This window comes from Acinetobacter venetianus RAG-1 = CIP 110063, from assembly GCF_000368585.1.
Lineage (GTDB): Bacteria > Pseudomonadota > Gammaproteobacteria > Pseudomonadales > Moraxellaceae > Acinetobacter > Acinetobacter venetianus.
The window spans coordinates 1,191,731-1,212,622 of record NZ_KB849558.1 but is presented as its reverse complement, the minus strand read 5'-3'; the positions used below and the strand labels follow the sequence as shown (position 1 = coordinate 1,212,622).

General features: G+C 37.8%; 19 protein-coding genes. 13 read left to right on the top strand and 6 right to left on the bottom strand.

The features are described 5' to 3' along the window. Positions 1-24 precede the first annotated feature (24 nt). From hutI to F959_RS11255, 3 genes are read left to right on the top strand one after another with little or no spacing between them, the layout of a single operon-like run. On the top strand, positions 25-1,230 hold the full coding sequence (gene hutI, locus F959_RS11265) for an imidazolonepropionase (RefSeq protein WP_004880252.1): 1,206 nt from the start codon (positions 25-27) through the stop codon (positions 1,228-1,230). 31 nt (positions 1,231-1,261) lie between these two features. Continuing rightward, positions 1,262-2,182 carry a formimidoylglutamase gene (gene hutG / locus F959_RS11260; protein WP_004880250.1) on the top strand — a complete coding sequence of 307 codons (921 nt, stop codon included), beginning with the start codon at positions 1,262-1,264 and terminating at the stop codon, positions 2,180-2,182. 48 nt (positions 2,183-2,230) lie between these two features. Further along, positions 2,231-3,502 (top strand): Glu/Leu/Phe/Val family dehydrogenase, encoded by a 1,272-nt coding sequence (locus F959_RS11255; protein ID WP_004880248.1) that lies wholly within the window; start codon positions 2,231-2,233, stop codon positions 3,500-3,502. A 62-nt stretch (positions 3,503-3,564) separates the two neighbouring features. On the opposite strand, the gene F959_RS11250 is transcribed toward F959_RS11255, so the two are convergent. Together F959_RS11250 and F959_RS11245 are read right to left on the bottom strand one after the other, a co-directional pair. Further along, complete coding sequence (locus F959_RS11250; RefSeq protein ID WP_004880246.1) at positions 3,565-4,392, bottom strand: SDR family oxidoreductase; 828 nt, start codon at positions 4,390-4,392, stop codon at positions 3,565-3,567. A gap of 35 nt (positions 4,393-4,427) precedes the next feature. Continuing rightward, positions 4,428-5,144 carry an enoyl-CoA hydratase/isomerase family protein gene (locus F959_RS11245; RefSeq protein WP_004880244.1) on the bottom strand — a complete coding sequence of 239 codons (717 nt, stop codon included), beginning with the start codon at positions 5,142-5,144 and terminating at the stop codon, positions 4,428-4,430. 117 nt (positions 5,145-5,261) lie between these two features. Here F959_RS11245 and F959_RS11240 point away from each other — a divergent pair, with 117 nt between their 5' ends. After that, on the top strand, positions 5,262-6,320 hold the full coding sequence (locus tag F959_RS11240) for an AraC family transcriptional regulator (RefSeq protein ID WP_004880241.1): 1,059 nt from the start codon (positions 5,262-5,264) through the stop codon (positions 6,318-6,320). 280 nt (positions 6,321-6,600) lie between these two features. Here F959_RS11240 and F959_RS11235 read toward each other — a convergent pair whose 3' ends face one another. Further along, positions 6,601-8,016, bottom strand: coding sequence for an aminotransferase-like domain-containing protein (locus F959_RS11235; protein WP_004880239.1), 1,416 nt, complete (start codon positions 8,014-8,016; stop codon positions 6,601-6,603). 223 nt (positions 8,017-8,239) lie between these two features. Here F959_RS11235 and F959_RS11230 point away from each other — a divergent pair, with 223 nt between their 5' ends. Beyond that, positions 8,240-9,058: a hypothetical protein gene (locus F959_RS11230; RefSeq protein ID WP_017196715.1), complete on the top strand. Its 819-nt coding sequence runs from the start codon at positions 8,240-8,242 to the stop codon at positions 9,056-9,058. Positions 9,059-9,098: 40 nt separating this feature from the next. Next, positions 9,099-9,266 (top strand): cbb3-type cytochrome oxidase assembly protein, encoded by a 168-nt coding sequence (locus F959_RS16765; protein ID WP_004880235.1) that lies wholly within the window; start codon positions 9,099-9,101, stop codon positions 9,264-9,266. A gap of 76 nt (positions 9,267-9,342) precedes the next feature. On the opposite strand, the gene F959_RS11225 is transcribed toward F959_RS16765, so the two are convergent. After that, positions 9,343-10,347: a helix-turn-helix domain-containing protein gene (locus F959_RS11225; protein WP_004880232.1), complete on the bottom strand. Its 1,005-nt coding sequence runs from the start codon at positions 10,345-10,347 to the stop codon at positions 9,343-9,345. Between the two features lie 165 nt (positions 10,348-10,512). Between F959_RS11225 and F959_RS11220 the strand changes: the two genes are divergently transcribed. The 6 genes from F959_RS11220 (at position 10,513) to F959_RS11195 (ending at position 18,129) form a co-directional block, all read left to right on the top strand. Continuing rightward, complete coding sequence (locus F959_RS11220; protein WP_004880230.1) at positions 10,513-11,511, top strand: putative solute-binding protein; 999 nt, start codon at positions 10,513-10,515, stop codon at positions 11,509-11,511. A gap of 71 nt (positions 11,512-11,582) precedes the next feature. Beyond that, on the top strand, positions 11,583-12,494 hold the full coding sequence (locus F959_RS11215; protein WP_004880228.1) for a metal-dependent hydrolase: 912 nt from the start codon (positions 11,583-11,585) through the stop codon (positions 12,492-12,494). A 141-nt stretch (positions 12,495-12,635) separates the two neighbouring features. Further along, positions 12,636-13,643 carry a putative solute-binding protein gene (locus F959_RS11210; protein ID WP_004880225.1) on the top strand — a complete coding sequence of 336 codons (1,008 nt, stop codon included), beginning with the start codon at positions 12,636-12,638 and terminating at the stop codon, positions 13,641-13,643. A 209-nt stretch (positions 13,644-13,852) separates the two neighbouring features. Continuing rightward, positions 13,853-16,261, top strand: coding sequence for an FdhF/YdeP family oxidoreductase (locus F959_RS11205; RefSeq protein ID WP_004880222.1), 2,409 nt, complete (start codon positions 13,853-13,855; stop codon positions 16,259-16,261). 52 nt (positions 16,262-16,313) lie between these two features. Further along, on the top strand, positions 16,314-17,102 hold the full coding sequence (gene fdhD / locus F959_RS11200) for a formate dehydrogenase accessory sulfurtransferase FdhD (protein ID WP_004880221.1): 789 nt from the start codon (positions 16,314-16,316) through the stop codon (positions 17,100-17,102). 85 nt (positions 17,103-17,187) lie between these two features. Continuing rightward, positions 17,188-18,129, top strand: coding sequence for a Dyp-type peroxidase (locus F959_RS11195; RefSeq protein ID WP_004880219.1), 942 nt, complete (start codon positions 17,188-17,190; stop codon positions 18,127-18,129). A gap of 45 nt (positions 18,130-18,174) precedes the next feature. Here the strand turns inward: F959_RS11195 and F959_RS11190 are convergent, their stop codons facing one another. Both F959_RS11190 and F959_RS11185 read right to left on the bottom strand, forming a co-directional pair. Further along, a complete protein-coding gene (locus F959_RS11190) occupies positions 18,175-18,570 on the bottom strand; it encodes an acyl-CoA thioesterase (RefSeq protein WP_004880215.1) in 396 nt (131 codons plus the stop codon). Between the two features lie 13 nt (positions 18,571-18,583). After that, complete coding sequence (locus tag F959_RS11185) at positions 18,584-19,222, bottom strand: TetR/AcrR family transcriptional regulator (RefSeq protein ID WP_004880214.1); 639 nt, start codon at positions 19,220-19,222, stop codon at positions 18,584-18,586. Between the two features lie 488 nt (positions 19,223-19,710). Here F959_RS11185 and F959_RS11180 point away from each other — a divergent pair, with 488 nt between their 5' ends. After that, the gene (locus F959_RS11180; RefSeq protein WP_004880212.1) at positions 19,711-20,670 is read left to right on the top strand and encodes a metal-dependent hydrolase; all 960 of its coding nucleotides are present in this window, start codon (positions 19,711-19,713) and stop codon (positions 20,668-20,670) included. Positions 20,671-20,892 lie beyond the last annotated feature (222 nt).

Here is a 20,892-nt window from a genome sequence, read left to right as displayed (position 1 = left end):
CTTGAGTCATTTGAGGAATAGTTAATGAAAAAGCTTTGGAAAAACTGTCATATTGCAACCATGCAAAATGGACAATATTCCAGTATCGAAAATGCTGCAATCGTTACTGATAGTGAAATCATTCACTGGGTTGGTTCGCAACAAGACATTCCATCTGATGATTATGTAGAGATAGTAGATTTAGGTGGTGCTTGGGTAACACCGGGTTTTATTGATTGCCATACGCATAGTGTCTTTGGTGGCAATCGTAGCGTTGAATTTGAAAAACGCTTACAAGGTGTGAGCTATGCTGAAATTGCAGCGAGTGGGGGCGGGATTGCCAGTACAGTGCGTGCGACGCGCGAGGCGAGCGAAGAACAACTACTTGCGTCAGCATTGAAACGAATTCGCTGTTTACTTCAAGATGGTGTAACAACTATCGAAATTAAATCCGGTTACGGTTTGGATTATACCAACGAGCGAAAAATGCTCCGTGTGATTCGCCAAATCGCTGATACGCTGCCGATGACAGTGAAAAGTACTTGTTTGGCTGCACATGCTTTACCGCCTGAATATAAAGATCAGAGTGATGCATATATTGAGCATATCTGTACTGAAATGCTGCCTAAACTGCATCAGGAAGATTTAGTTGATGCGGTAGATGCATTCTGTGAACATCTGGCATTTTCTCCAGCGCAAGTTGAACGTGTATTTCAGACAGCTCAAGCGCTTCATTTACCTGTGAAGTTGCATGCCGAACAACTTTCATCGTTAGGTGGTTCGAGCCTAGCTGCGCGTTATCATGCATTGTCAGCCGATCATTTGGAATATATGACAGAAGATGATGTCAAGGCGATGGCTGCTGCGGGTACAGTTGCGGTGTTATTACCAGGCGCATTTTATTTATTACGCGAAACGCAATTTCCACCATTAGATCTTTTGCATCAGCATGGGGTACGTATTGCACTATCAACGGATTTAAATCCGGGGACTTCGCCAACACTATCGCTGCGTCTTATGTTGAATATGGGCAGCACTTTATTTCGTTTAACGCCTGAACAAGCCTTAGCTGGTGTCACGCTTCATGCTGCATATGCGCTTGGATTGCAAAACACGCATGGTTCGTTGGAACAGGGTAAGGTCGCTGATTTTATTGCTTGGGATATTGAACATCCTTCAGAGGTTGTTTATTGGCTCGGTGGCGATTTATCTAAGCGTATTGTTCGTCATGGCAATGAAATTTCAGTTTAAGGTCTAACACAATTTAAAATAGTGAAGCATTATGAATCATTCATTTAAGTGGCAAGGTCGAAATGATGGTGAGGGTGAAGCTCACTTACGCCTACATCAAGTGGTCAATACAAGCCAGCATCCTTCATATGCATTGATTGGCTTTAGTTCGGATGAAGGGGTGAAGCGTAACAAAGGGCGAATCGGTGCGGCAGATGCGCCTGATATGATTCGTGCACAACTCGCTAATCTTCCAGTTCATCAGTCGATTAGTATTGCTGATCTGGGCACAGTAGTTTGTGATCAGGGTAAATTAGAACAAGCTCAAGCTGAATTAGCTGATTGCGTAGAAAGAACGCTGCAACAAGGCATTAAACCTGTGGTGTTAGGTGGTGGTCATGAAGTTGCATTTGGAAGTTTCTCAGGATTGTTTCAATATATTCGTAACAACGAGCCAAATGCAAAAATTGGAATTATCAACTTTGATGCGCATTTTGATTTACGTGAAGCTGAACAAGTTACTTCAGGTACACCATTCTTAAACGCTGCAAAATTGTCCGAACAACATCAGCAAGATTTTCATTATTTATGTATCGGTGTAGCAAAACATTCAAACACAAAAGTGCTGTTTGAAACCGCTGATCGACTGAATTGCGAATATATATACGATCAGCAACTTCACTTACTAAATATTGATCATTTGAACAAAAAAATTAACAGTTTTATAGAAAAAATCGACCACTTATACATTACAGTAGATATGGATGTATTTAGTGCCTGCATTGCTCCCGGTGTCAGTGCGCCAGCGGTCAAAGGAATTGATCTAACAGTCTTTGAACCATTGTTACAAGCCATTAAGAAAACAGGAAAAATTCGTGTTTTTGATGTGGCTGAATGCAATCCACGGTTTGATTTGGACAATCGTACAGCCAAATTAGCCGCGTATATTATTTTTAATTACTTATTCGATTGATGGATCGGCTGCGTTGATCCATCAATTTTAGTTTTATAAGGATAGACAATGTCTAATTTATCTTATGTCTCCCAAAATGACGGTCCATGGCAAACTTACCTCGAACAAATCGATCGTGTTGCGCCATATTTAGATGATCTCAAAGACTACATTGACACACTGAAACGTCCTAAGCGTGCTTTAATCGTTGATGTGCCAATCGTAATGGATGATGGTTCGATTCGTCATTTTGAAGGTTATCGTGTTCAGCACAACTTATCTCGTGGTCCGGGTAAAGGCGGTATTCGCTACCACCCTGATGTGGATTTAAATGAAGTCATGGCGCTTTCTGCGTGGATGACGATTAAAACCGCTGTTGTAAACTTACCATTTGGTGGTGCTAAAGGCGGTATTCGTGTTGACCCACGTCAACTATCTCCTCGTGAGTTAGAGCGTTTAACACGTCGTTATACTAGTGAAATTGGTCATATTATTGGCCCTCAAAAAGATATTCCAGCACCAGACGTAGGTACAAATCCAAACGTAATGGGTTGGATCATGGATACTTATTCATCTGGTCAAGGTCACACTGTGACTGGCGTTGTAACAGGTAAACCAGTTCATTTAGGTGGTTCTTTAGGCCGTATTAAAGCGACTGGTCGTGGTGTATTTATCACGGGTCAACAAGTTGCTGAAAAAATTAAATTGCCTTTAGAAGGTGCTAAGGTTGCAGTTCAAGGTTTTGGTAACGTAGGTAGTGAAGCAGCTTATTTATTTGCTGATTCAAAATCTAAAATTGTTGCGATCCAAGATCATACGGGTACGATTTCAAACCCTGAAGGCATTGATGTAGCTGCATTGAAAACCTATCTTGAAAGCAATCCTGGTGTTGGTGGATTTGCTGGTGCGCAAGCAATCAGTGATGAAGCATTCTGGGATGTGGAGATGGATATCTTAATTCCAGCTGCATTAGAAGGTCAGATTACTGTAGAGCGCGCTCAAAAATTAACTGCGAAGTTAGTCCTTGAGGGTGCAAATGGTCCAACTTACCCTGAAGCTGACGATATTTTAGTTCAACGTGGCGTAACGATTGTTCCAGACGTAATCTGTAATGCTGGTGGTGTAACTGTATCTTACTTCGAGTGGGTACAAGATATGTCGAGCTACTTCTGGTCTGAAGAAGAAATTAACGAAAGACTTGATAAGTTAATGATCCAAGCGATCAATGATGTATGGCACACTTCAAGTGAAAAAGCTTGTACGTTGAGAACCGCAGCCTTCATTTTAGGTTGTGAGCGTATCTTAAAAGCGCGTAAAGAACGTGGTATTTTCCCAGGTTAATTGATTTAATCTGAACACGATCCGACGACCTTAAAACTAGTGTTTTAAGGTCGTTTTTTATTTTAATCAAGGAAAAAATCTTTTTGCAAATAGGTGTTTCCCTCGATACAAGCATAATCTTCAAAATCAGTGATACCGACTCTAGATAATGCTTGTTCGTCAGTCAAACTATGTCCACTAAGCTCACCTTTTGCAGTGGTGTAAATTGTATAGGCTGCATCAGCCATGATTTCGGGTTTACGACTGACGTGTTGTGTATTTTCCTCGCCTAAATTCTTTGATACAGCTGCCGTTGCAATATAGGTTTCTGGCCATAAGGTATTACAAGAAATCCCATAATGGCGAAATTCCTCGGCCATACCTAAAGTAAGAATCGTCATTCCATATTTAGACAGTGCATAAGGGGATAAAATACCTAACCATTTGGGTGACATATTTACGGGTGGAGATAGACTAAGAATATGTGGATTTTCCGATTGTTTTAAGAAGGGCAAAGCCGCTTGCGCACAAATGAATGTCGCGCGATGGTTAATATTCTGAATTAGATCATATTGTTTTAACGAAGTTGATTCGATACCAGTGAGTGCAATTGCACCTGCATTATTGATGAGTACGTCAATACCACCGAAATTTGATGCTGCTTGTTGGATGGCGAGCTGAACTTGTTGTTCATGACGTACATCTAAAATTAAGGGAAGCGCATTGCCGCCTGCTGCTTCGATTTCTTCAGCAACACTATAAATTGTTCCAGATAGCTTTGTCGTTTCCACTGCTGTTTTAGCCGCGATCACAACATTTGCTCCCGCTTGAGCAGCTTTTAAGGCAATCGCTCTGCCGATTCCACGGCTACCACCTGTAATAAAAACTGTTCTTCCTTGCATATTTTTCATCATCATTCCTCATTGTATTTTTATAAAAAAGCGAATTAAATCATAAATGGATGTGCATACTTTTCTTGATCAAAAATTTGGCGTTGTTTTGCTATCTGTACAAGACGATTGCGTAGTTGTGTTTTTATCACAGCATAAGTTAAACGATGCTTTTGTGCCATTTCCTCAGCAAATTTCAAAGTTTCTGCTTGTAATGATTCAACGGGGTGAATTTGACTGACAACTTGAGATTGTAAACATTCAAGACCCGTCATGGTTTTACTGGTTAATGCCATTTCCCATGTTGCATGACGATTTGGCAGCAATTGCACGATTTCAGCAATTGTATCGGTGAATGGAATAGTGAGGTTGACCTCTGGGAAGCAGAAACGACCTTTATCTGCACGCATAAATCTAAAATCACATGCTGAAGCCAAGATTGCGCCACCAGCATAGGCATTACCGTTGATTTCAGCAATCACAGGTAAATTGAGCAGCGCTAGTCGAAGCAACATATTTTCAAGTTGAACTGTAAAGGCTTTTTTCTCTTCGATTGATTGCTGCATGAGCCAAGCTAAATCTAAACCATTGCAAAAAGTCTTGGCGTGATCACTTCGAATAATGAGGCTAGCATTATTTTGATTACTTTCGATTTCATCAAAAATTTCTAGATATTCTTCTAAGACTACTTTATTCAATGCATTTTCATGATCACCATTGTGTAATGTCAAAATGTAAATTGATTGTTGTTTATCGAGAGACATGGTTGCCATTTCAGCAACTCCTGAGCTTATATTCATCATTCGTTGACTGATTATTTCGAATATAAGACTCGCTCAATAGGTGAGACTATGCCATATTAATGATCATTTTAGGACATGAGTAACTTTATGCGTGATCCTTTTGGGTTATTCCAAGAAACAATTTCAGTGTCATATGCGCACATATTATTAGAAATCACTCATGAGTATGGTATTGATTATCCAACTGTTTTATACAACAGCGGTCTTGTCCTCTCAGAAATGAAACATGCTGATGCCAAGATGAGCGCGCATCAATGGTCTAAATTGGTAGTTAACGCATTACAACTCACGGGTAATCATCGTCTTGGAATTGAATATGGGCAGAAGTTGCGCCCAACGTCTCATGGCGCTTTAGGATTTGCTTTTTTGAGCTGTGCTGATGTTGAAACTGCTTTGAATCTCTGCCAACAGTATTTCTGTACACGCATTCAAAATTTCGTACCCGAATGGCGAGTTGAAGAGGACTTTGTCTATGTCTATTTAGATGATGTTCATCCTGTAAAATTAGGCAATGAACAACAATCAGCTCAATTAAGAGCTTTTCTCGTTGAAAGTTTAATTTTTGGAGCAATTCATTTTCTAGCTTTATTTTCACAAGAACTAGCCGAAGAGTGTGATGTGTATTTAGATTGGCTACAATCACAAGATTATGTTGCTATTTCATTTGCATCTATTTCTCTGAATTTTAATCAAAAACGTAATGGTTTTAGATTTCCCAAAAAATACCTAGATTGTAAAAATCAAAATGCAGATCAAATGTCTTTTCAACAGGCACTTTTATACTGTGAAAATGATAAAGGCAAACTGATTAAGGAAACGCATCGAGACCTACAAAAAAGTATTCGTTTAGAGTTACTCTACAATGCAAGCAATGGTTATCCAACATTACCGATGATCGCTGAACGTATGAATATGTCTGAAAGAACGATCAAAAGACATTTGCAAGCTCAAGGGACAAGTTTTCTTCAAATATTATCTGAAGTACGATTTAGCGAAGCAAAAAAGCTATTACAACAACAGCAATATAGTATTCAGGATATTGCAGGAATTGTGGGCTATGAAGAAGCCACCAACTTTATTCGTGCTTTTAAAAAGAATTTTGGAGAGACACCAAGTCAGTATCGAAAAAGGTTTTTATTACAATGAATTGATATTATTTTTAAGGCTGTTTAAATAGTAATAAGTGAGTTGAACAGAGTCTTGTCGAGTCCTCATTTTGTTTCAGTATAAACCTGCGGTTCGTTCTACCTTACGATACGTTGTTTCTCGTTCGGCAAAAGTAAGCAAAACCATTGTCATCCACAAAACCTATTTAATTTTTCACCTACTTTAACTTTGTTGATAAACACTATCTTTTTAATCGCTCGCAGCTTTGGGATGACGTTTCGGTGGATCAAAATTTAAGTATCATTCAAAGAAATTAGTTTCATTCATCTGACATAGAATGCTGAATCGTTTGAATAAACAATTCCAGCGAATGCTTAATCTGCTCGCTCCATTCAAAAGAACAATTCATACGAATATAGTGCTGATGTGATGGCAAGACATTAAAAAGAGGACTAGGTGCAACACCTATTTGCTGTTGAATCAATTTTTCATAGACTTGCATACTACTGACTTTTTCAGGGAGTTGAATCCATAGGAAATAACCACTTGGATAATTATAAACTTGGCAATCAGCAGGTAAATGTTGTTTCAGGTAATTAAAAAATTGTTTCTTATTCTTCTCCAAAGCGCGTCTTAATACTCTTAAATGCTTTTCATAATGATGATGCGCTAAAAACTCAACCAGCACGTTTTGAATCAATGCATTTGCAGAAATCGTGCTCATGAGCTGTAGGTGTTGAATATGTTCAGAAAATTTACCCGCATAAACCCAGCCAACTCGAAAACCTGAACCCAAAGTTTTAGAAAATGATGAGCAGTGCAGTACTAAATTTTGCTGATCGTAATATTTCATTGGCAATGGTTTTTTAGAGCCATAAAACAATTCTTCATAGACATCATCTTCAATTAAATGGATTTGATGTTCATGCAAAAGTTTCGCGATTTTATATTTCATTTCATCGCTGACGGTAAAGCCGATTGGATTATGTGCATTCAACATGAACCAGCATACTTTGATTGGATAAGTTTTTATAACCTGCTCAAAAGCTTCAAAATCAAAACCATGTTGAGGATGTTCAGGAATAGTAATAACTTTCAAACCTAAGCGTTCCGCAGCCTGCCATGCGCCATAAAAAATGGTCTGTTGTAATAAAATATAATCGCCCGGCTGCGTAATTGCTTGTAATGAAAGATTAAGTGCATCTAAGCCGCCTGATGTGATCACAATGTCATCAGCATCGGTCGGAATTCCTTGCATACAATAACGTTGGGCAATCAGCTTTCTTAATTCAAGATTGCCGGGTGGCAGATTGGTGGTCTGATCATAACTATGTCTATTTCGAGACAGTTGTCCCATGATTTGAATTAATTTGGGTGGATAGAGTAATTGGCTATCAGGAAAAGCAGAGCCTAAAGGAACAATCTGTTTTGGCTGAATCGATTTGAGATATTTAAATACAAGTGAGTTAATTTCAATTTTAGGGTTCAAAGAAACCACAGAATAAGCCTGTGGAATTTGCGATGCAATTTGTTCGGCAACGAAATAACCCGATTTTTCTTTGGAATAAATCAGTCCTTGTGCTTCCAATTCTTGATAAGCATTCATCACGGTAATTAAGCTAAAACCTGAACGTTGCACTTGCTCACGAAGAGAAGGCAATTTCGTATGTGGTTGCCATGTACCATTTTCAATCAGTAATTTCAGGTTTTGCGCTAGCTGTTCTGATTTATACATAAAATTTAGAGTCTAAACCTAATCTGTAGTTGTTAGAATTCATAAATAATTATTATTTTATAACAGATTTTTGGTGAGTCATGCATCTGTTATATTTTTTTAGTGTAATTCTGTAGCTATTCAATAACTTTCCAGACGCTCAAAATAACAGCATGAACTCAGAGCATGATTTGAAGGTTTTCATGCTCTAGAAATGATGATTTAGGTTGAATGGTGTATCACAATGTTTATCACAAAAGAACTCAATTCGATCATGCAACTGTTCAATGGCGTAGCACCATCACAAGCTGTACAAGAGCAGTTGCAGTTTGAGTATGTGAATCTTGAAGCGACATTGTTACGAGCAAAGGTGCTGAGGGATTTTTCTAAAGATCAGGTTGTATATATTGCTCAAGCGAAAATCGATGAAAATGATAATAATCTTGGTTATTTATTCGCACCATTTATCATTGCCAATCTAAATCAACCTGTGATCTATAGCACGCCTGTTTCAATGTCTGTTTTAAGCATTTTGAATCAATATTATCAGGCTGAGAAAAATCTAAACCTGAGAATCGAAGAGGTGATTCAGAGTTTAAAACTTCATATTGATTTGGTTGATCAAGTAAACACCGAGCAAGACTTTTTATTCAATCGTTTGATTAAAGCGCTTTGTCGAGCAGATGTTTCACAGATTTTTTTAATCACGCATTTAACTTTGGATATACAGCAACTGAAACAGCTTGAAAATTACTTGAATATCCAAATTTTTGTGATTGATGCAGACCAATCTGAGAACCTAATTCAAGATGAAATGATTCAACTTAGAAAACTACTGTTCAAGAACAAAGATGAGATGCACAAAGAAGTGTGCGGTTTGTATTCAAACTTAAACGCAAATTTGGTCTCTCAAACTGGAAATTTTAATCATTCACAAGCCAAGCATTTGATCGAAGATATGTTTTATTCAGAGCATATCTTTGAAAAATTGTCGGTTTATGCCGAGTACCTACAAACCCGTATTCAAAATGGTGCAAGTTATAAAGCCTTATCCATTGCCTGAATTGAATAACTGAATTTTGTATATTTTAGGAGTAAAGCTCATGTCACAAGAGCAATCAAAATTTCCATATTTAGCAGTTGGCATCAGTATCTTATTAGGTTGTTTGTTTCTCGTTTTTTTCTTTCTCGCCGTCAGTCACCAACCTGATTATATGCCTTCACAACAGCAGAAACAGACTACTGTAGAGGTTAAAAATTCAACTCAATAAGCCTGTCGAAGTTTTAGATCAGTTTCTCTCTTACTGGCAATCTGAGCGCTTGCCAGTAATTTTTTTATACTAAAAATTAGTATCGTCTTGGTGATTTTCCTGTCCAGCGTTTAAAGGCTCGTGAAAAATTTTTGGTATTGGTGTATCCGAGGTGATTGGCAATATTTTCAAGAGATAAGCTAGGATTTTTGATCAGTTGAATGGCTTTTTCACAACGGATTTTGTCCACTAATTCTCGAAAATTTGTACCTTCACTTTCTAACTTGCGTTGTAAGGAGCGTTCAGAGATTCCGATTTTTTCTAAAATGTCAGATAGAGGACTGATGCCCATTGCCTCGTCATAGATAAGATCTTGTATTGAGCTACTAAAGCTGTTTTGTCTTAATAACTTACGCAATTGAGACTTACATTCTTCTCGTGATAAGCGCTCTGCAATTGCATCTGCATGGAGTAATGGAAAATCTAAAATTTCTTTATTAAATTCTAAGCGCGTCATTGGACGATTAAATCTGACCTCGCCGGGAATTAAGGGGAGTAATTTATCAAAATAATCTGGTTTACTAAATTGTACGTCTGCTAACCCGCTTAACTCTTGTCCTGAAATGCTTTTTCCCATCTGTGCAAATCCAAGCAATAAAGCAATTTGGATAACTTCATCTAAATAATAGCTCTCGGTTTGTTCGAAGAGGATTGCAGCATGATTATCAAAAACTTCGAGCTTTATTTTATGAATGCTAGATTGAAGTGAAATAAACTCTTGAGCAATATTCAGTGCTTGCTTGACATTCCCAGCGAGCATTGCAGTCATACCCATCAACCCATGACAGGTAATTGTCATTTGCATACCTAAATAAAATCCAAATTCTAAATTTGGAACTTTTGTTAAATCTAATGCGCGTTTCAATATCCCCATGACGATTTTGGCATCTGCACGCCACAACGGTTGTAGTAATTGATCCGTATTAAGACCTGATCCAGCTAATAATTCTTCTGCTGAAATATTCCAACGAGAAACCACGTCGACCATTAATGCGATATAAGTTCCGGGAACAGTCTTTTCAATTTTTGTATTTATTGCCATAAAAACCCATGTCGGAAAATGATACTAAAATGGCTTATTCAGAACTATTACAACATTTTCTTTTATTGAAAAATAGCCATGTCAGCAAAGTCTAGTTGACTTTAATCAACGTAAATTACTGCCGTGATGCAGAAAAATACATTCCAAATATTGCTAGGGTGGGAAATGAAAAAAGGAATTTTGATTACCGCGATAACAATTTTTTCAACGACTGTACAAGGCAAAGTCGATGTCTGCGTATTTGATCTGCTCGGTAAATCAGGTGAGGCTTATAAATCAGTAGAAGAATGGGCACTTGCTGCAAAAGCTTGGAATGCAGACTTAAATTTAATTCCTTATCAAGATGAAGCCAAAGCACAAAATGATTTTGATACAGGCAGGTGCGATGGTGTTGCGATGACATCTATGCGCGCAAGAAAATACAACAAGTTTGCAGGTTCGATTGATGCATTGGGAGCAGTGACAAATAATTCTATTGCACAAAAAGCAATTACCTATGCTTTAGATCCTCGTAATAAGCACCGTTTGGTAACTAAATTAAATGGTGATGAATTTGAGGTCGCTGCAATTGCTCAAATTGGTCTGGCGTATGTTTATGTGCGCGATAAAACGATTAATACAATTGAAAAGGGCAAGGGCAAAAAATTTGCTTATTTACATTACGATCAAGCACAAAAAATGATTGTAGAGCGTTTGGAGTTGGTTGGTGTCCCATCAGAGATTTCGGACTTTGCTAAGAAATTTAATAACGGCCAAGTCGATGTGATTGCAGCCCCAGCTTATGCCTATAAACCCTTAGAGATTTCCAAAGGTTTAGGAAGCAATGGAGCAATATTTGATTTTCCTGTTATTAACTTAACCGCTGACATCATTCTCCGACCTAATAAATTTCCTAAAGGTTTTGGACTGAAATCACGGGCATGGGCAATTAAGCAGCTTCCAAAGAATTTTTCCACGATTGCACGTTTAGAAGCGGATATTCCTGCGAAATATAAACAAGCTCTTTCTTCCGAAGATAGACATCGTTACCAAAAGATGATGCGAGATGGCCGCATTGAACTTACACAACTTGGTGTGTATGACCCTGTCATGATGAGGGTTTTAAAACGTGCGCGTTGTGCTGTAGAACGAACCAATTTTGAATGTTCTTTAAGTGGAGAGTGAGCAATGTCATATCCAGTTAAAAGATATTTTCAAGAAGTTAGAAATTTATTAGTTTACAAGTTGAGATCAATATGAACGCACAAACGCAACACCACAAATTGGTTGCACGATCTGTAAAATTTGATTTTTCAAATTCACCAGTACAGTGGATTCCAAATGATCCTATATGCTCACATTTAATTAATGGGATTAACCTAATTTTGCCTGCGGGAGAGTTCTGGTTTTGTCGTGTTTACAATAAGACTCTCCCATATCTGAATAATTCGATATTGATGGATGATGTCAAAGGATTCATTCGTCAGGAAGCGACCCACGCTCGTGCTCATCAAACTGCTCAAGAATTCCTGAAGCAACATGATTATGATCTAGAACCTGCTTTTAAAAAAATTAATTGGATATTCACGATTTTGTTAGGTGATCGTCCACTAGGTATTAAAGCATTAGAAAAGAAGTCTTTAGAGCATTTCTGGTTAGTTACTCGGGTAGGTGTTGTTGCTGCGATTGAGCACTTTACTGGTGTGCTTGGACAGTGGTGTATGGACAATACTTCGTGGGATAAAGCAGACCCAGTGATTGCTGATATGTTCCGTTGGCATTTAGCTGAGGAAGTGGAACATCGTTGTGTCGCGTTTGATCTATTTAAAGAAATGATACCGAACCCTGTCTTATTTTATCTTTATCGTCAGTTTTTGATGATGCTTGTTTTTCCTATTTTTATTTACATGCTAGCTGATATCGCGCGTGATTTAGGTAAACAAGATCCAGATACAAAGATACAAAAGATTTTTAATCGCAACTTTTTCAGATTATTACCGATTTATCAGAAACAAGCGAAAGCAACAGACAATGCTCCGACATTAACGTTTATCACGAAAGCAATTGTTCGTTGGATTTCACCAAACTTTCATCCTGAAACTGAAGGGAATACAGAACAGGCTTTAGATTATTTAGCGCGTTCCCCAGCTGTTCAAGCAAACAGATGAAGGTGTTTTCTTTATTAAGAATAAACACGGTGATTTATCTGTGTGAGTTTAAAAATGATCTGGATGATCATTTTTAATTAAAAAAAGTTTTAACTATTGAATGTATAAAAACAAACATTATGTTTGTGAAAGGAAGTAAAAATGAAAAAAATGGCTCTTACGCTCGCAACGACTTCAATTTTAGCGATATCTGCTTCAACTCAAGCAGCTGTTGATGTATGCGTGTTTGACTTATTAGGCAAGTCAGGCGAAGCATATAAAGGAATGCAAGACTGGGCTTTAGCCGCGAAAGGTTGGGGCGCAGATATAAATCTCGTGGCACTTACAGATGAACAGGTTGCTGACAATAATTTTAAAGCAGGTAAATGTGATGCAGTTGCGATGACTTCTATGCGCGCACGACCATATAATAAGTTTGTTGGATCAATTGATTCTTTAGGTGGTGTTCCGAGTGATGAAATTGCAAAACGAGCGATTACATTTGTTTCCGATCCACGTAATGCGGCGAAAATGACGACCAATCTCAGCGGCAATAAATATGAGGTTGCAGGTATTTCTCCACTAGGTTCAGCATTTATTTTTGTTCGTGACAAAAGCATTAATTCGATCGAAAAAGCTGCAGGCAAAAAATTTGCTGTTTTAGGTTATGACGATGCCCAAAAATTAATAGTTCAGCGCGTAGGTGCTCAAGCTGTACTTTCAGATATTTCGAACTTCGCTGCCAAGTTTAATAATGGTCAGGTCGATATGATTGGTGCGCCAGCATACGCTTATAAACCATTAGAGTTAAGTAAGGGTTTAGGCACAAATGGGGTGATGTATAATTTCCCTGTATTACAAGTGACAGCAAATCTTGTTTTACGTCCTGAGAAATTCCCAGCAGGTTTTGGGCAGAAATCTCGAGATTGGTTTGTCAAACAACTACCTAAAACTTTTGCTACCATCAAAAAGCTAGAAGCTGAAATTCCTGCAAAATATAAAATGAATTTAACAGCAGAAGATAAACTCAAATATCAAAAAATGATGCGTGATGGACGTATTGAGTTAACACAACGTGGGATCTACGATGCCAGTATGATGAGTGTTTTAAAGAAAGCTCGGTGTTCAGTCGATAAAGCCAATTTTGAATGTTCTTTGTCGGGTGAATAGTAGAATTTTAATGAACTGTTTTTAAGCAGCTGAATCAAATTTTTACATAGCATAATGAACGAAGAATTTATCATAAAAGCTTGGTTTAACTAGGCTTTTTTCTATTTTATAGATGAATGATCACACAAAACAAAAATAGAAAATAACCTCATTTCATGTTAAGTGTAATAACCATAGACACAAATGACAGCTCAGATGAGGGCGATTCCATGGATAATTCAGAACAGACCATAAATACGCAAGAAAATAATGGCTACGCTCGAATTGAGCCATATACTCAACCAGCTGGTGGATGGGGTGCATTGCTGAGTGTCGCTCGAAACCTTAAACGGCAAGATATCTTAAAAAAAGGTTCTATTACCTTACTCAATATTAATCAACCAACAGGCTTTGACTGTCCAGGTTGCGCATGGCCGGAGAAAAAAGATGCACATGCATTTAATTTCTGTGAAAACGGAGCTAAAGCAGTCGCATTTGAAGCAACAAGCAAAACAGTTACACCTGAGTTTTTTGCTGAACATACAGTAAGTTGGCTTGCTGAACAAAGCGATTTTTATTTGGAAGACCTCGGACGTTTGACTGATCCGATGCGCTATGATGCTGCGACAGATAAATATGTTCCGATTTCTTGGGATGAAGCATTTCAGCTGATTGCAAAACATTTACAAGCTTTAGAACATCCAGATCAAGCTGCTTTTTATACCTCTGGCCGCGCAAGTAATGAAGCTGCATTTTTATACCAGCTGTTTGTCAGAAGCTTTGGAACGAATAATTTTCCTGATTGTTCGAATATGTGCCATGAAACCACAAGTGTCGGTTTAAAAGATTCGATTGGTTTAGGTAAAGGCACGGTTATCCTCGACGATTTTGACGAGGCTGATGCTATTTTTAGCTTTGGTCATAATCCCGGAACAAATCATCCACGAATGCTTGCAACACTAAGAGAAGTATCCAAACGTGGTGGCAATATTATTGCAATTAACCCAATTAAAGAGCGTGGTTTAGAACGATTCCAAGACCCTCAAGCGCCTTTAGAAATGATGACCAATGGTAGTACACCAATCAGCCGATATTATTTTCAACCAAAAATTGGTGGAGATTATGCATTACTGTTTGGCGTAATGAAGCATTTGTTGGAATGGGATAAAAAAGCCATTGCGAAAGGCAAAGCAAGCGTATTTGATCGAAGTTTTATCGAGATGAATACCGTTGGCTTTGATGAAATGCTTGCTGAAATTGATCGTACAGAATGGTCGAAAATTCATAAGTACACAGGGTTGTCACCCGAACATTTAGAATCGATTGCCAAAATGTTCCTCGACTCTAAAAAAGCGATTTTCTGTTGGGGAATGGGAATTACTCAACATCGTCATGGAACAGCCAATATCCATATGCTCGCAAATCTGTTGTTAGCTAGAGGACATATTGGTCGTCCGGGTGCAGGTTTATGCCCAGTTCGTGGCCATAGTAATGTGCAAGGTGACCGAACAATGGGGATTAACGAAAATCCTAGTGAGCAAATGTTAGATAGTATTGATCGTGTATTCGGCATTAAATCACCTCGTAAACATGGTCATGGTGTGGTTGATACGATTAAAGCAATGTATGAAGGCGATGTTAAAGTCTTTATTGGGCTAGGCGGTAACTTTGCGGTTGCAACACCTGATACGCCTTATACGCAAGAGGCATTGCGTCGTTGCGCTTTGACGACACATATTACAACTAAACTTAATCGAAGCCATTTGGTCTGTGGTCAAGATGCCTTAATGTTGCCTTGTTTAGGTCGTACTGAAATTGATATGCAAGTTCATGGTCCGCAAGCGATTTCGGTTGAGGATTCGATGAGTAACGTACATTTATCGGCAGGGCGTAATCCTCCAATTTCTGAAAATATTTTGTCCGAGCCTGATATTGTTGCACGTATGGCAGAAGCGGCATTGCCTGAAACAAATGTCAAATGGCGTTGGTATATCGAAAGTTATGATCGTATTCGTGACTCTATTGCCGATGTTTTTGACGAGTTCCATGATTTTAATCAGCGTGTATATCAACCGGGTGGTTTTCATCTAGAACATCCTGCTAATCAGCACGTTTGGCATACGCCAAGTGGTAAAGCACAATTCTTGATTACGCCAATAGATGAAGTCTACGAAGATCAAGAAAATCAATATGCTGCGGCATATAGTGAACAGAAAGTTTATACCTTAATGACTACGCGCTCACATGATCAGTACAACACCACTTTATATGGTTTAGATGATCGTTATAGAGGTGTATTTGGGCAGCGCCGTGTATTGTTCATGAACCAAACAGATATTGATGAAGCTGGATTTGTAGCAGATCAGTGGGTTGATATTGAGAGTGTATTCTCTGATGGTGTGAAGCGAATTGTGCATAGTTTCCGTATTGTGCCATACAACATTCCTCAAGGAAGCTTAGCGGCATATTATCCTGAAACAAACCCACTGGTTGCTTTAGGTAGCCATGATAAATATGCAAAAATTCCTGCTTCGAAAAGTGTTCCTGTGGTTCTGCACGCAGGTAAAGCACCTGAACATTTTAATTTGGCTATCGCAGTTGATCCTGAACATGCCAATGAGCGAGTGAGTAATACATAGAACTATTCAGGTAAATAATTGAATAGATTGGATGTAAATTTTAGAGGTCAATGTGGATACACAAACACTGGGCTATGAAACGATGCAAGTGCATCGTTTCCATCGAGATATCTCTGAAAATGAATTGGATTATATTGTTCAAGAATATCCTGTTGCACTGATCTATAACGGTATTTCACATGCTGTCATGATGGCAACGCCATCTGATATAGAGGTATTTGCGAAAGGTTTTAGTCTGTCAGAAGGTATTTTAACAAACCTAAACGAGCTTTACTCACTTGAAATCAGTCAGAATGAACTGGGTGTACAAGTCGATATGACGATTGCATCGCGTGCATTTACAGCTTTGAAAGAACATCGTCGAATGATGGTGGGCAGAACTGGGTGCGGATTATGTGGTATAGAAAGTCTGAAACAACTTTATACAAACCTACCAACTGTAAATACTACAGTGCCTTCTAAATGGTTGGGTCAAATTCCAGATGCAATCGCGCAGTTAAAAGTACGACAAAAAATCAGTGAATTAACAGGTGGCGCGCATGCTGCCGCTTGGGTGGTCAAAGGACAAATTATCGCTTTATTTGAAGATGTTGGCCGTCATAATGCTTTAGATAAATTGCTAGGTTACTTAGCTGAGCAAAAATTAAATGTTGCAGATGGATTTGTGGTGATGACCAGTCGTGCCAGTTATGAGCTGATTCGAAAATGCGCACAATATAATATTGGTTTATTGGCAACTATTTCTGCGCCAACCAGCATGGCAATTGAAATGGCTAAAAAGTTAAATTTGACTTTGGCTAGTTTTTGCCGTGGAGAAAGTTTCGTTATTTACACCGAATAATAGTAAAAATTTGTGATTATCTCGCTAACTTATTCTGTGACTTGTGTAGGATAGGTTATTAATTTCTATCCCATTATTAACATTTATGAATACAACATTAAGACCACAGCCAGTGATTAATAATCTTTCTGGTGAAAATGCTTTATTTATTGTTCTCGGAATTCAAGATCAGGCAGATACTTCTGAAATTATTGACTTTTTAGCGAACTTTTCAGCATTGGTCAGAAGTTTGACCAATCGTTTTCCAAATGGAAATTTTAGTGCGTCTGTGGGGATTGGTTCAAAAGTGTGGGATCTTCTATTTCCAAGTTTGAATAAACCTAAAGAGTTGTATGAATTTCAGGAAATCAAAGGTGAGAAGCACACAGCCGTAGCAACTGCGGGTGATTTATTCTTTCATATACGTGCCAATCAAATGGCGATTTGTTTTGAACTTGCTTCTATTCTGCACGATCAACTCAAAGAAACAACCTATCCAATTAGTGAAACTAAAGGTTTTAGATACTTTGATGGGCGTGCAATTCTTGGTTTTGTTGATGGAACTGAAAACCCTGAACATGAAATTGCTAAAGAAATTGCCTATGTGGGACAAGAGGATGCTGAGTTCCTTGGTGGTAGTTATGTTTTTATCCAAAAATATTTACATAACATGGAAATGTGGAAAAGCTTAACTACTGAACAACAGGAAAAAGTCATTGGTCGTAAGAAGTATGATGATGTTGAATTAGGTGATGATGTTAAGCCACAGAATGCACACAACGTAGTTAGCAAAGCACATGATGCAGAGGGCAATGAGCTAAAAATTCTTAGAGCCAATATGCCATTCTCTAATCCAACGGAAGGTGAGTATGGCACTTTCTTTATTGGTTATTCTCGTTCATTTAACATCACGAAAACTATGCTTGAGAATATGTTCCTTGGTAAAGAAAATGGTCACGTTGACCGTATCCTTGATTTCAGTACTGCTGTTTCAGGGAGTTTATTCTTTGTTCCAACATTCGATTTTCTTGAAGATTTAGGCGAATAAATTTGATCCGCTGAAATAATTAAAGTTGTTCCAGCGGAAATATATTTATTGGCTCACTAGATATTCTTGTAACTGGACGCGGAATTGATCGGGAATACGATCTGATTTTTGAGTACTAAAATCAAAATAGACCTGAACGGCTTTGCCGCGTGCAACGCATTGATCATTCTGCCACGCTTCATGTGCAACGACGAAAGATGAATTTCCGATGTGTTCAATCCATGTTTTGATTTCGATGTTTGCGCCATAATAGATTTGAGCAACAAAATCGACTTCAACTCGTGCAAGAATCAAAGGCAGATTTTTGATTTCCATACTTGGGTTAAATAATCGGAAAATTGGTTCTCGTGCTGTTTCAAACCAACCTGTGATTACTGTATTGTTTATATGTCCGAAAGCATCTGTTTCATAGAATCTTGGCGTAATTGAAAGGCTAAACATTGTTTTTACTCTGTTATACATGTGTTAAGGTCGTTTCTCTTTCAGCTTTAGCAAGTTCTGTTTCAATGTAGCTGATGATCATTGTACTTAACCCTTTCACCATTTCATCGAAGCTAATTTGTGGATTTGGTAAGATTAAATGACGCGCGACATTGAAAATACTACTATTAATACTGATATATGCTGTCACGCTGAGGTTATTCACTTTTAAATAACGTGGATGACGAATCATATATTTCATTAATACTTCCATCAGCGCCATTTCGATCTGACCAATGTATTTTTCGTATTTCAGCTCGGTCGCGTAACGCAGACAAATCAGATAACGATCATCATCGCGTGTGAGTAAGTCTCTGAATGTATAAAAGATCATTTGAAACAATGGTTCTAGTTCTTGCTCAATGATAATCGGAGTAAGCTCTTTTACCATATCCAAGACTTCTTTGACGAAGGTTTTTGCCATAGCGTCATATATCTCTTCCTTATTCTTAAAATACTCATATAGCGAGCCGACACTCACTCCAGCTATATCAGCAATGTGTCTTGTGGTTGTGCCGCTAGTACCGTTAGTTGCAACTGCAATAAAGCCAGCTTCAATAATCGTGTCTACAGTCACTTTTGAACGTGACTGACGTGGTTTTCGAGTTGCCATAATATCTTATTATTAAAATCCGAACATAACGTCAGATTAACATAACCGTCATAAGCATGAAAGATAGGCTTAAATAATCCGAACAAATAAAATTACATGTTTTTTATTTTATGAGATTTAACTGTAATGAATCTGTGTAAACCAATTAAAATTTAAGGTCTATAAATTACGAAAAATAAAATTTAAATTTAATAATATATTGATATTTATTAATTAAATATATTTTGTATATGGGCTTTTTATCTGATAAAAATCATAAAAAGTTATTTCAATAAAATTAAAAGATGACTGTTTAAGTGAAGAATTTACCCGAATTGAATCCGAACATAAGATCGGTTTACATTGGTTTTAGTGAAGAGTTAGGTTCACAAAAATCTCCCGAATATTTTTTCGTAACTTAGCAAGTTATTGAGTTAGACGAAAAGAGATAATCCTGAACCAAATGTAAAAGGGCAAATGACGCTCAAGTGAAGTAGGTAGGTGTAGCCATGGTTACTAGCACATTAAAGAAAGGTTTAAGTTTATTTAAATCTAACCCAATAACTGAGCAAATTGATTTTGCGAGTAAAAAAAGTATTCCAATTCGTCACTTAGCAATCGGATTTGATGGCAAACAAATTGATCTTTCATTCTATATGAACAATCAGTTTGCTACGATTTTTTTCGCGACACTTTCAGTGTTTTTGACATACGGCGAAGACTTAGTTATTGAGACTGCACGTCATCATCGCGATATGTTGAAAGATCCAATTTTAAAGCAACGTGTAACATCATTAATTGGTCAAGAAGCAATTCATTCTAAATTGCACAATGAATTTAATGACGCAATTGTTGATCTTGATTATCCAGTTAGGTTGTATCGCTTCCTTGGCGAACAATTTTTCGATCATATTTTCCTCAGATTCCCTCAACCCTTAAAACTTTCACTCATGGCTGGGATTGAACATTTTACTGCCGTTTTAGCCGAATATATGATGGCGCATGAGCAGAACTTCTATTTCTCTGATGACGCTAAAACTCGTGCTTTGTGGATGTGGCATATGTTGGAAGAGTCGGAGCATAAAGATGTGGCCTATGACGTTTATCAAACTTTAAATGGTAATTATGCATTACGTGTTGGAGGTTTCTTCCTTGCATATTTCACCATTCTTGGCTTGATTCCATTCTCCGCAACGATGGTTCCTTTACTACGTAAACCACAAGAATTGTTTACATCAAAATTCTGGCGTGACGCACGTCGTGGCGTAAAGCTTATTTTTAGTCCGAAAGACGGTGTATTTGGTAGTACGCAAGGTCGAATTTTTGACTATTTACGTCCTGATTTCCATCCAAATGATCATGATGCAACTGAGTATTTTGAATACTACGAGAAAAAGTTGTTGTCTGAAGGTGGTGCGTTACATCCATTCTTTGTTAAAGAATTTACGCCAAAAGTCCAAGCGGCTTGATTTCTAGTACATTTTTAATCGTTAGTGTGCAATGAAATTTAATCATTTGAATTGGCAAAAGTGTTCATGGCGTAATGAGCAATTTGGTTCTTGTTGGTCATATTTTGTTAGCGCACTATGCGGTGAGATTACTTAGAAAAATTCAATTTGAAATGACTTTTGATAAGTATTCATAAGCCCGTGATCTAACGTGATTTTCAGCATCGAATTGTTAAAGTTTCA

Coding starts and splice junctions, on each gene's coding strand:
- hutI (WP_004880252.1), top strand. CDS start 25: ATGAAAAAGCTTTGGAAAAACTGTCATATTGCAACCATGCAAAATGGA.
- hutG (WP_004880250.1), top strand. CDS start 1,262: ATGAATCATTCATTTAAGTGGCAAGGTCGAAATGATGGTGAGGGTGAA.
- F959_RS11255 (WP_004880248.1), top strand. CDS start 2,231: ATGTCTAATTTATCTTATGTCTCCCAAAATGACGGTCCATGGCAAACT.
- F959_RS11250 (WP_004880246.1), bottom strand. CDS start 4,392: ATGAAAAATATGCAAGGAAGAACAGTTTTTATTACAGGTGGTAGCCGT.
- F959_RS11245 (WP_004880244.1), bottom strand. CDS start 5,144: ATGGCAACCATGTCTCTCGATAAACAACAATCAATTTACATTTTGACA.
- F959_RS11240 (WP_004880241.1), top strand. CDS start 5,262: ATGCGTGATCCTTTTGGGTTATTCCAAGAAACAATTTCAGTGTCATAT.
- F959_RS11235 (WP_004880239.1), bottom strand. CDS start 8,016: ATGTATAAATCAGAACAGCTAGCGCAAAACCTGAAATTACTGATTGAA.
- F959_RS11230 (WP_017196715.1), top strand. CDS start 8,240: ATGTTTATCACAAAAGAACTCAATTCGATCATGCAACTGTTCAATGGC.
- F959_RS16765 (WP_004880235.1), top strand. CDS start 9,099: ATGTCACAAGAGCAATCAAAATTTCCATATTTAGCAGTTGGCATCAGT.
- F959_RS11225 (WP_004880232.1), bottom strand. CDS start 10,347: ATGGCAATAAATACAAAAATTGAAAAGACTGTTCCCGGAACTTATATC.
- F959_RS11220 (WP_004880230.1), top strand. CDS start 10,513: ATGAAAAAAGGAATTTTGATTACCGCGATAACAATTTTTTCAACGACT.
- F959_RS11215 (WP_004880228.1), top strand. CDS start 11,583: ATGAACGCACAAACGCAACACCACAAATTGGTTGCACGATCTGTAAAA.
- F959_RS11210 (WP_004880225.1), top strand. CDS start 12,636: ATGAAAAAAATGGCTCTTACGCTCGCAACGACTTCAATTTTAGCGATA.
- F959_RS11205 (WP_004880222.1), top strand. CDS start 13,853: ATGGATAATTCAGAACAGACCATAAATACGCAAGAAAATAATGGCTAC.
- F959_RS11195 (WP_004880219.1), top strand. CDS start 17,188: ATGAATACAACATTAAGACCACAGCCAGTGATTAATAATCTTTCTGGT.
- F959_RS11190 (WP_004880215.1), bottom strand. CDS start 18,570: ATGTTTAGCCTTTCAATTACGCCAAGATTCTATGAAACAGATGCTTTC.
- F959_RS11185 (WP_004880214.1), bottom strand. CDS start 19,222: ATGGCAACTCGAAAACCACGTCAGTCACGTTCAAAAGTGACTGTAGAC.
- F959_RS11180 (WP_004880212.1), top strand. CDS start 19,711: ATGGTTACTAGCACATTAAAGAAAGGTTTAAGTTTATTTAAATCTAAC.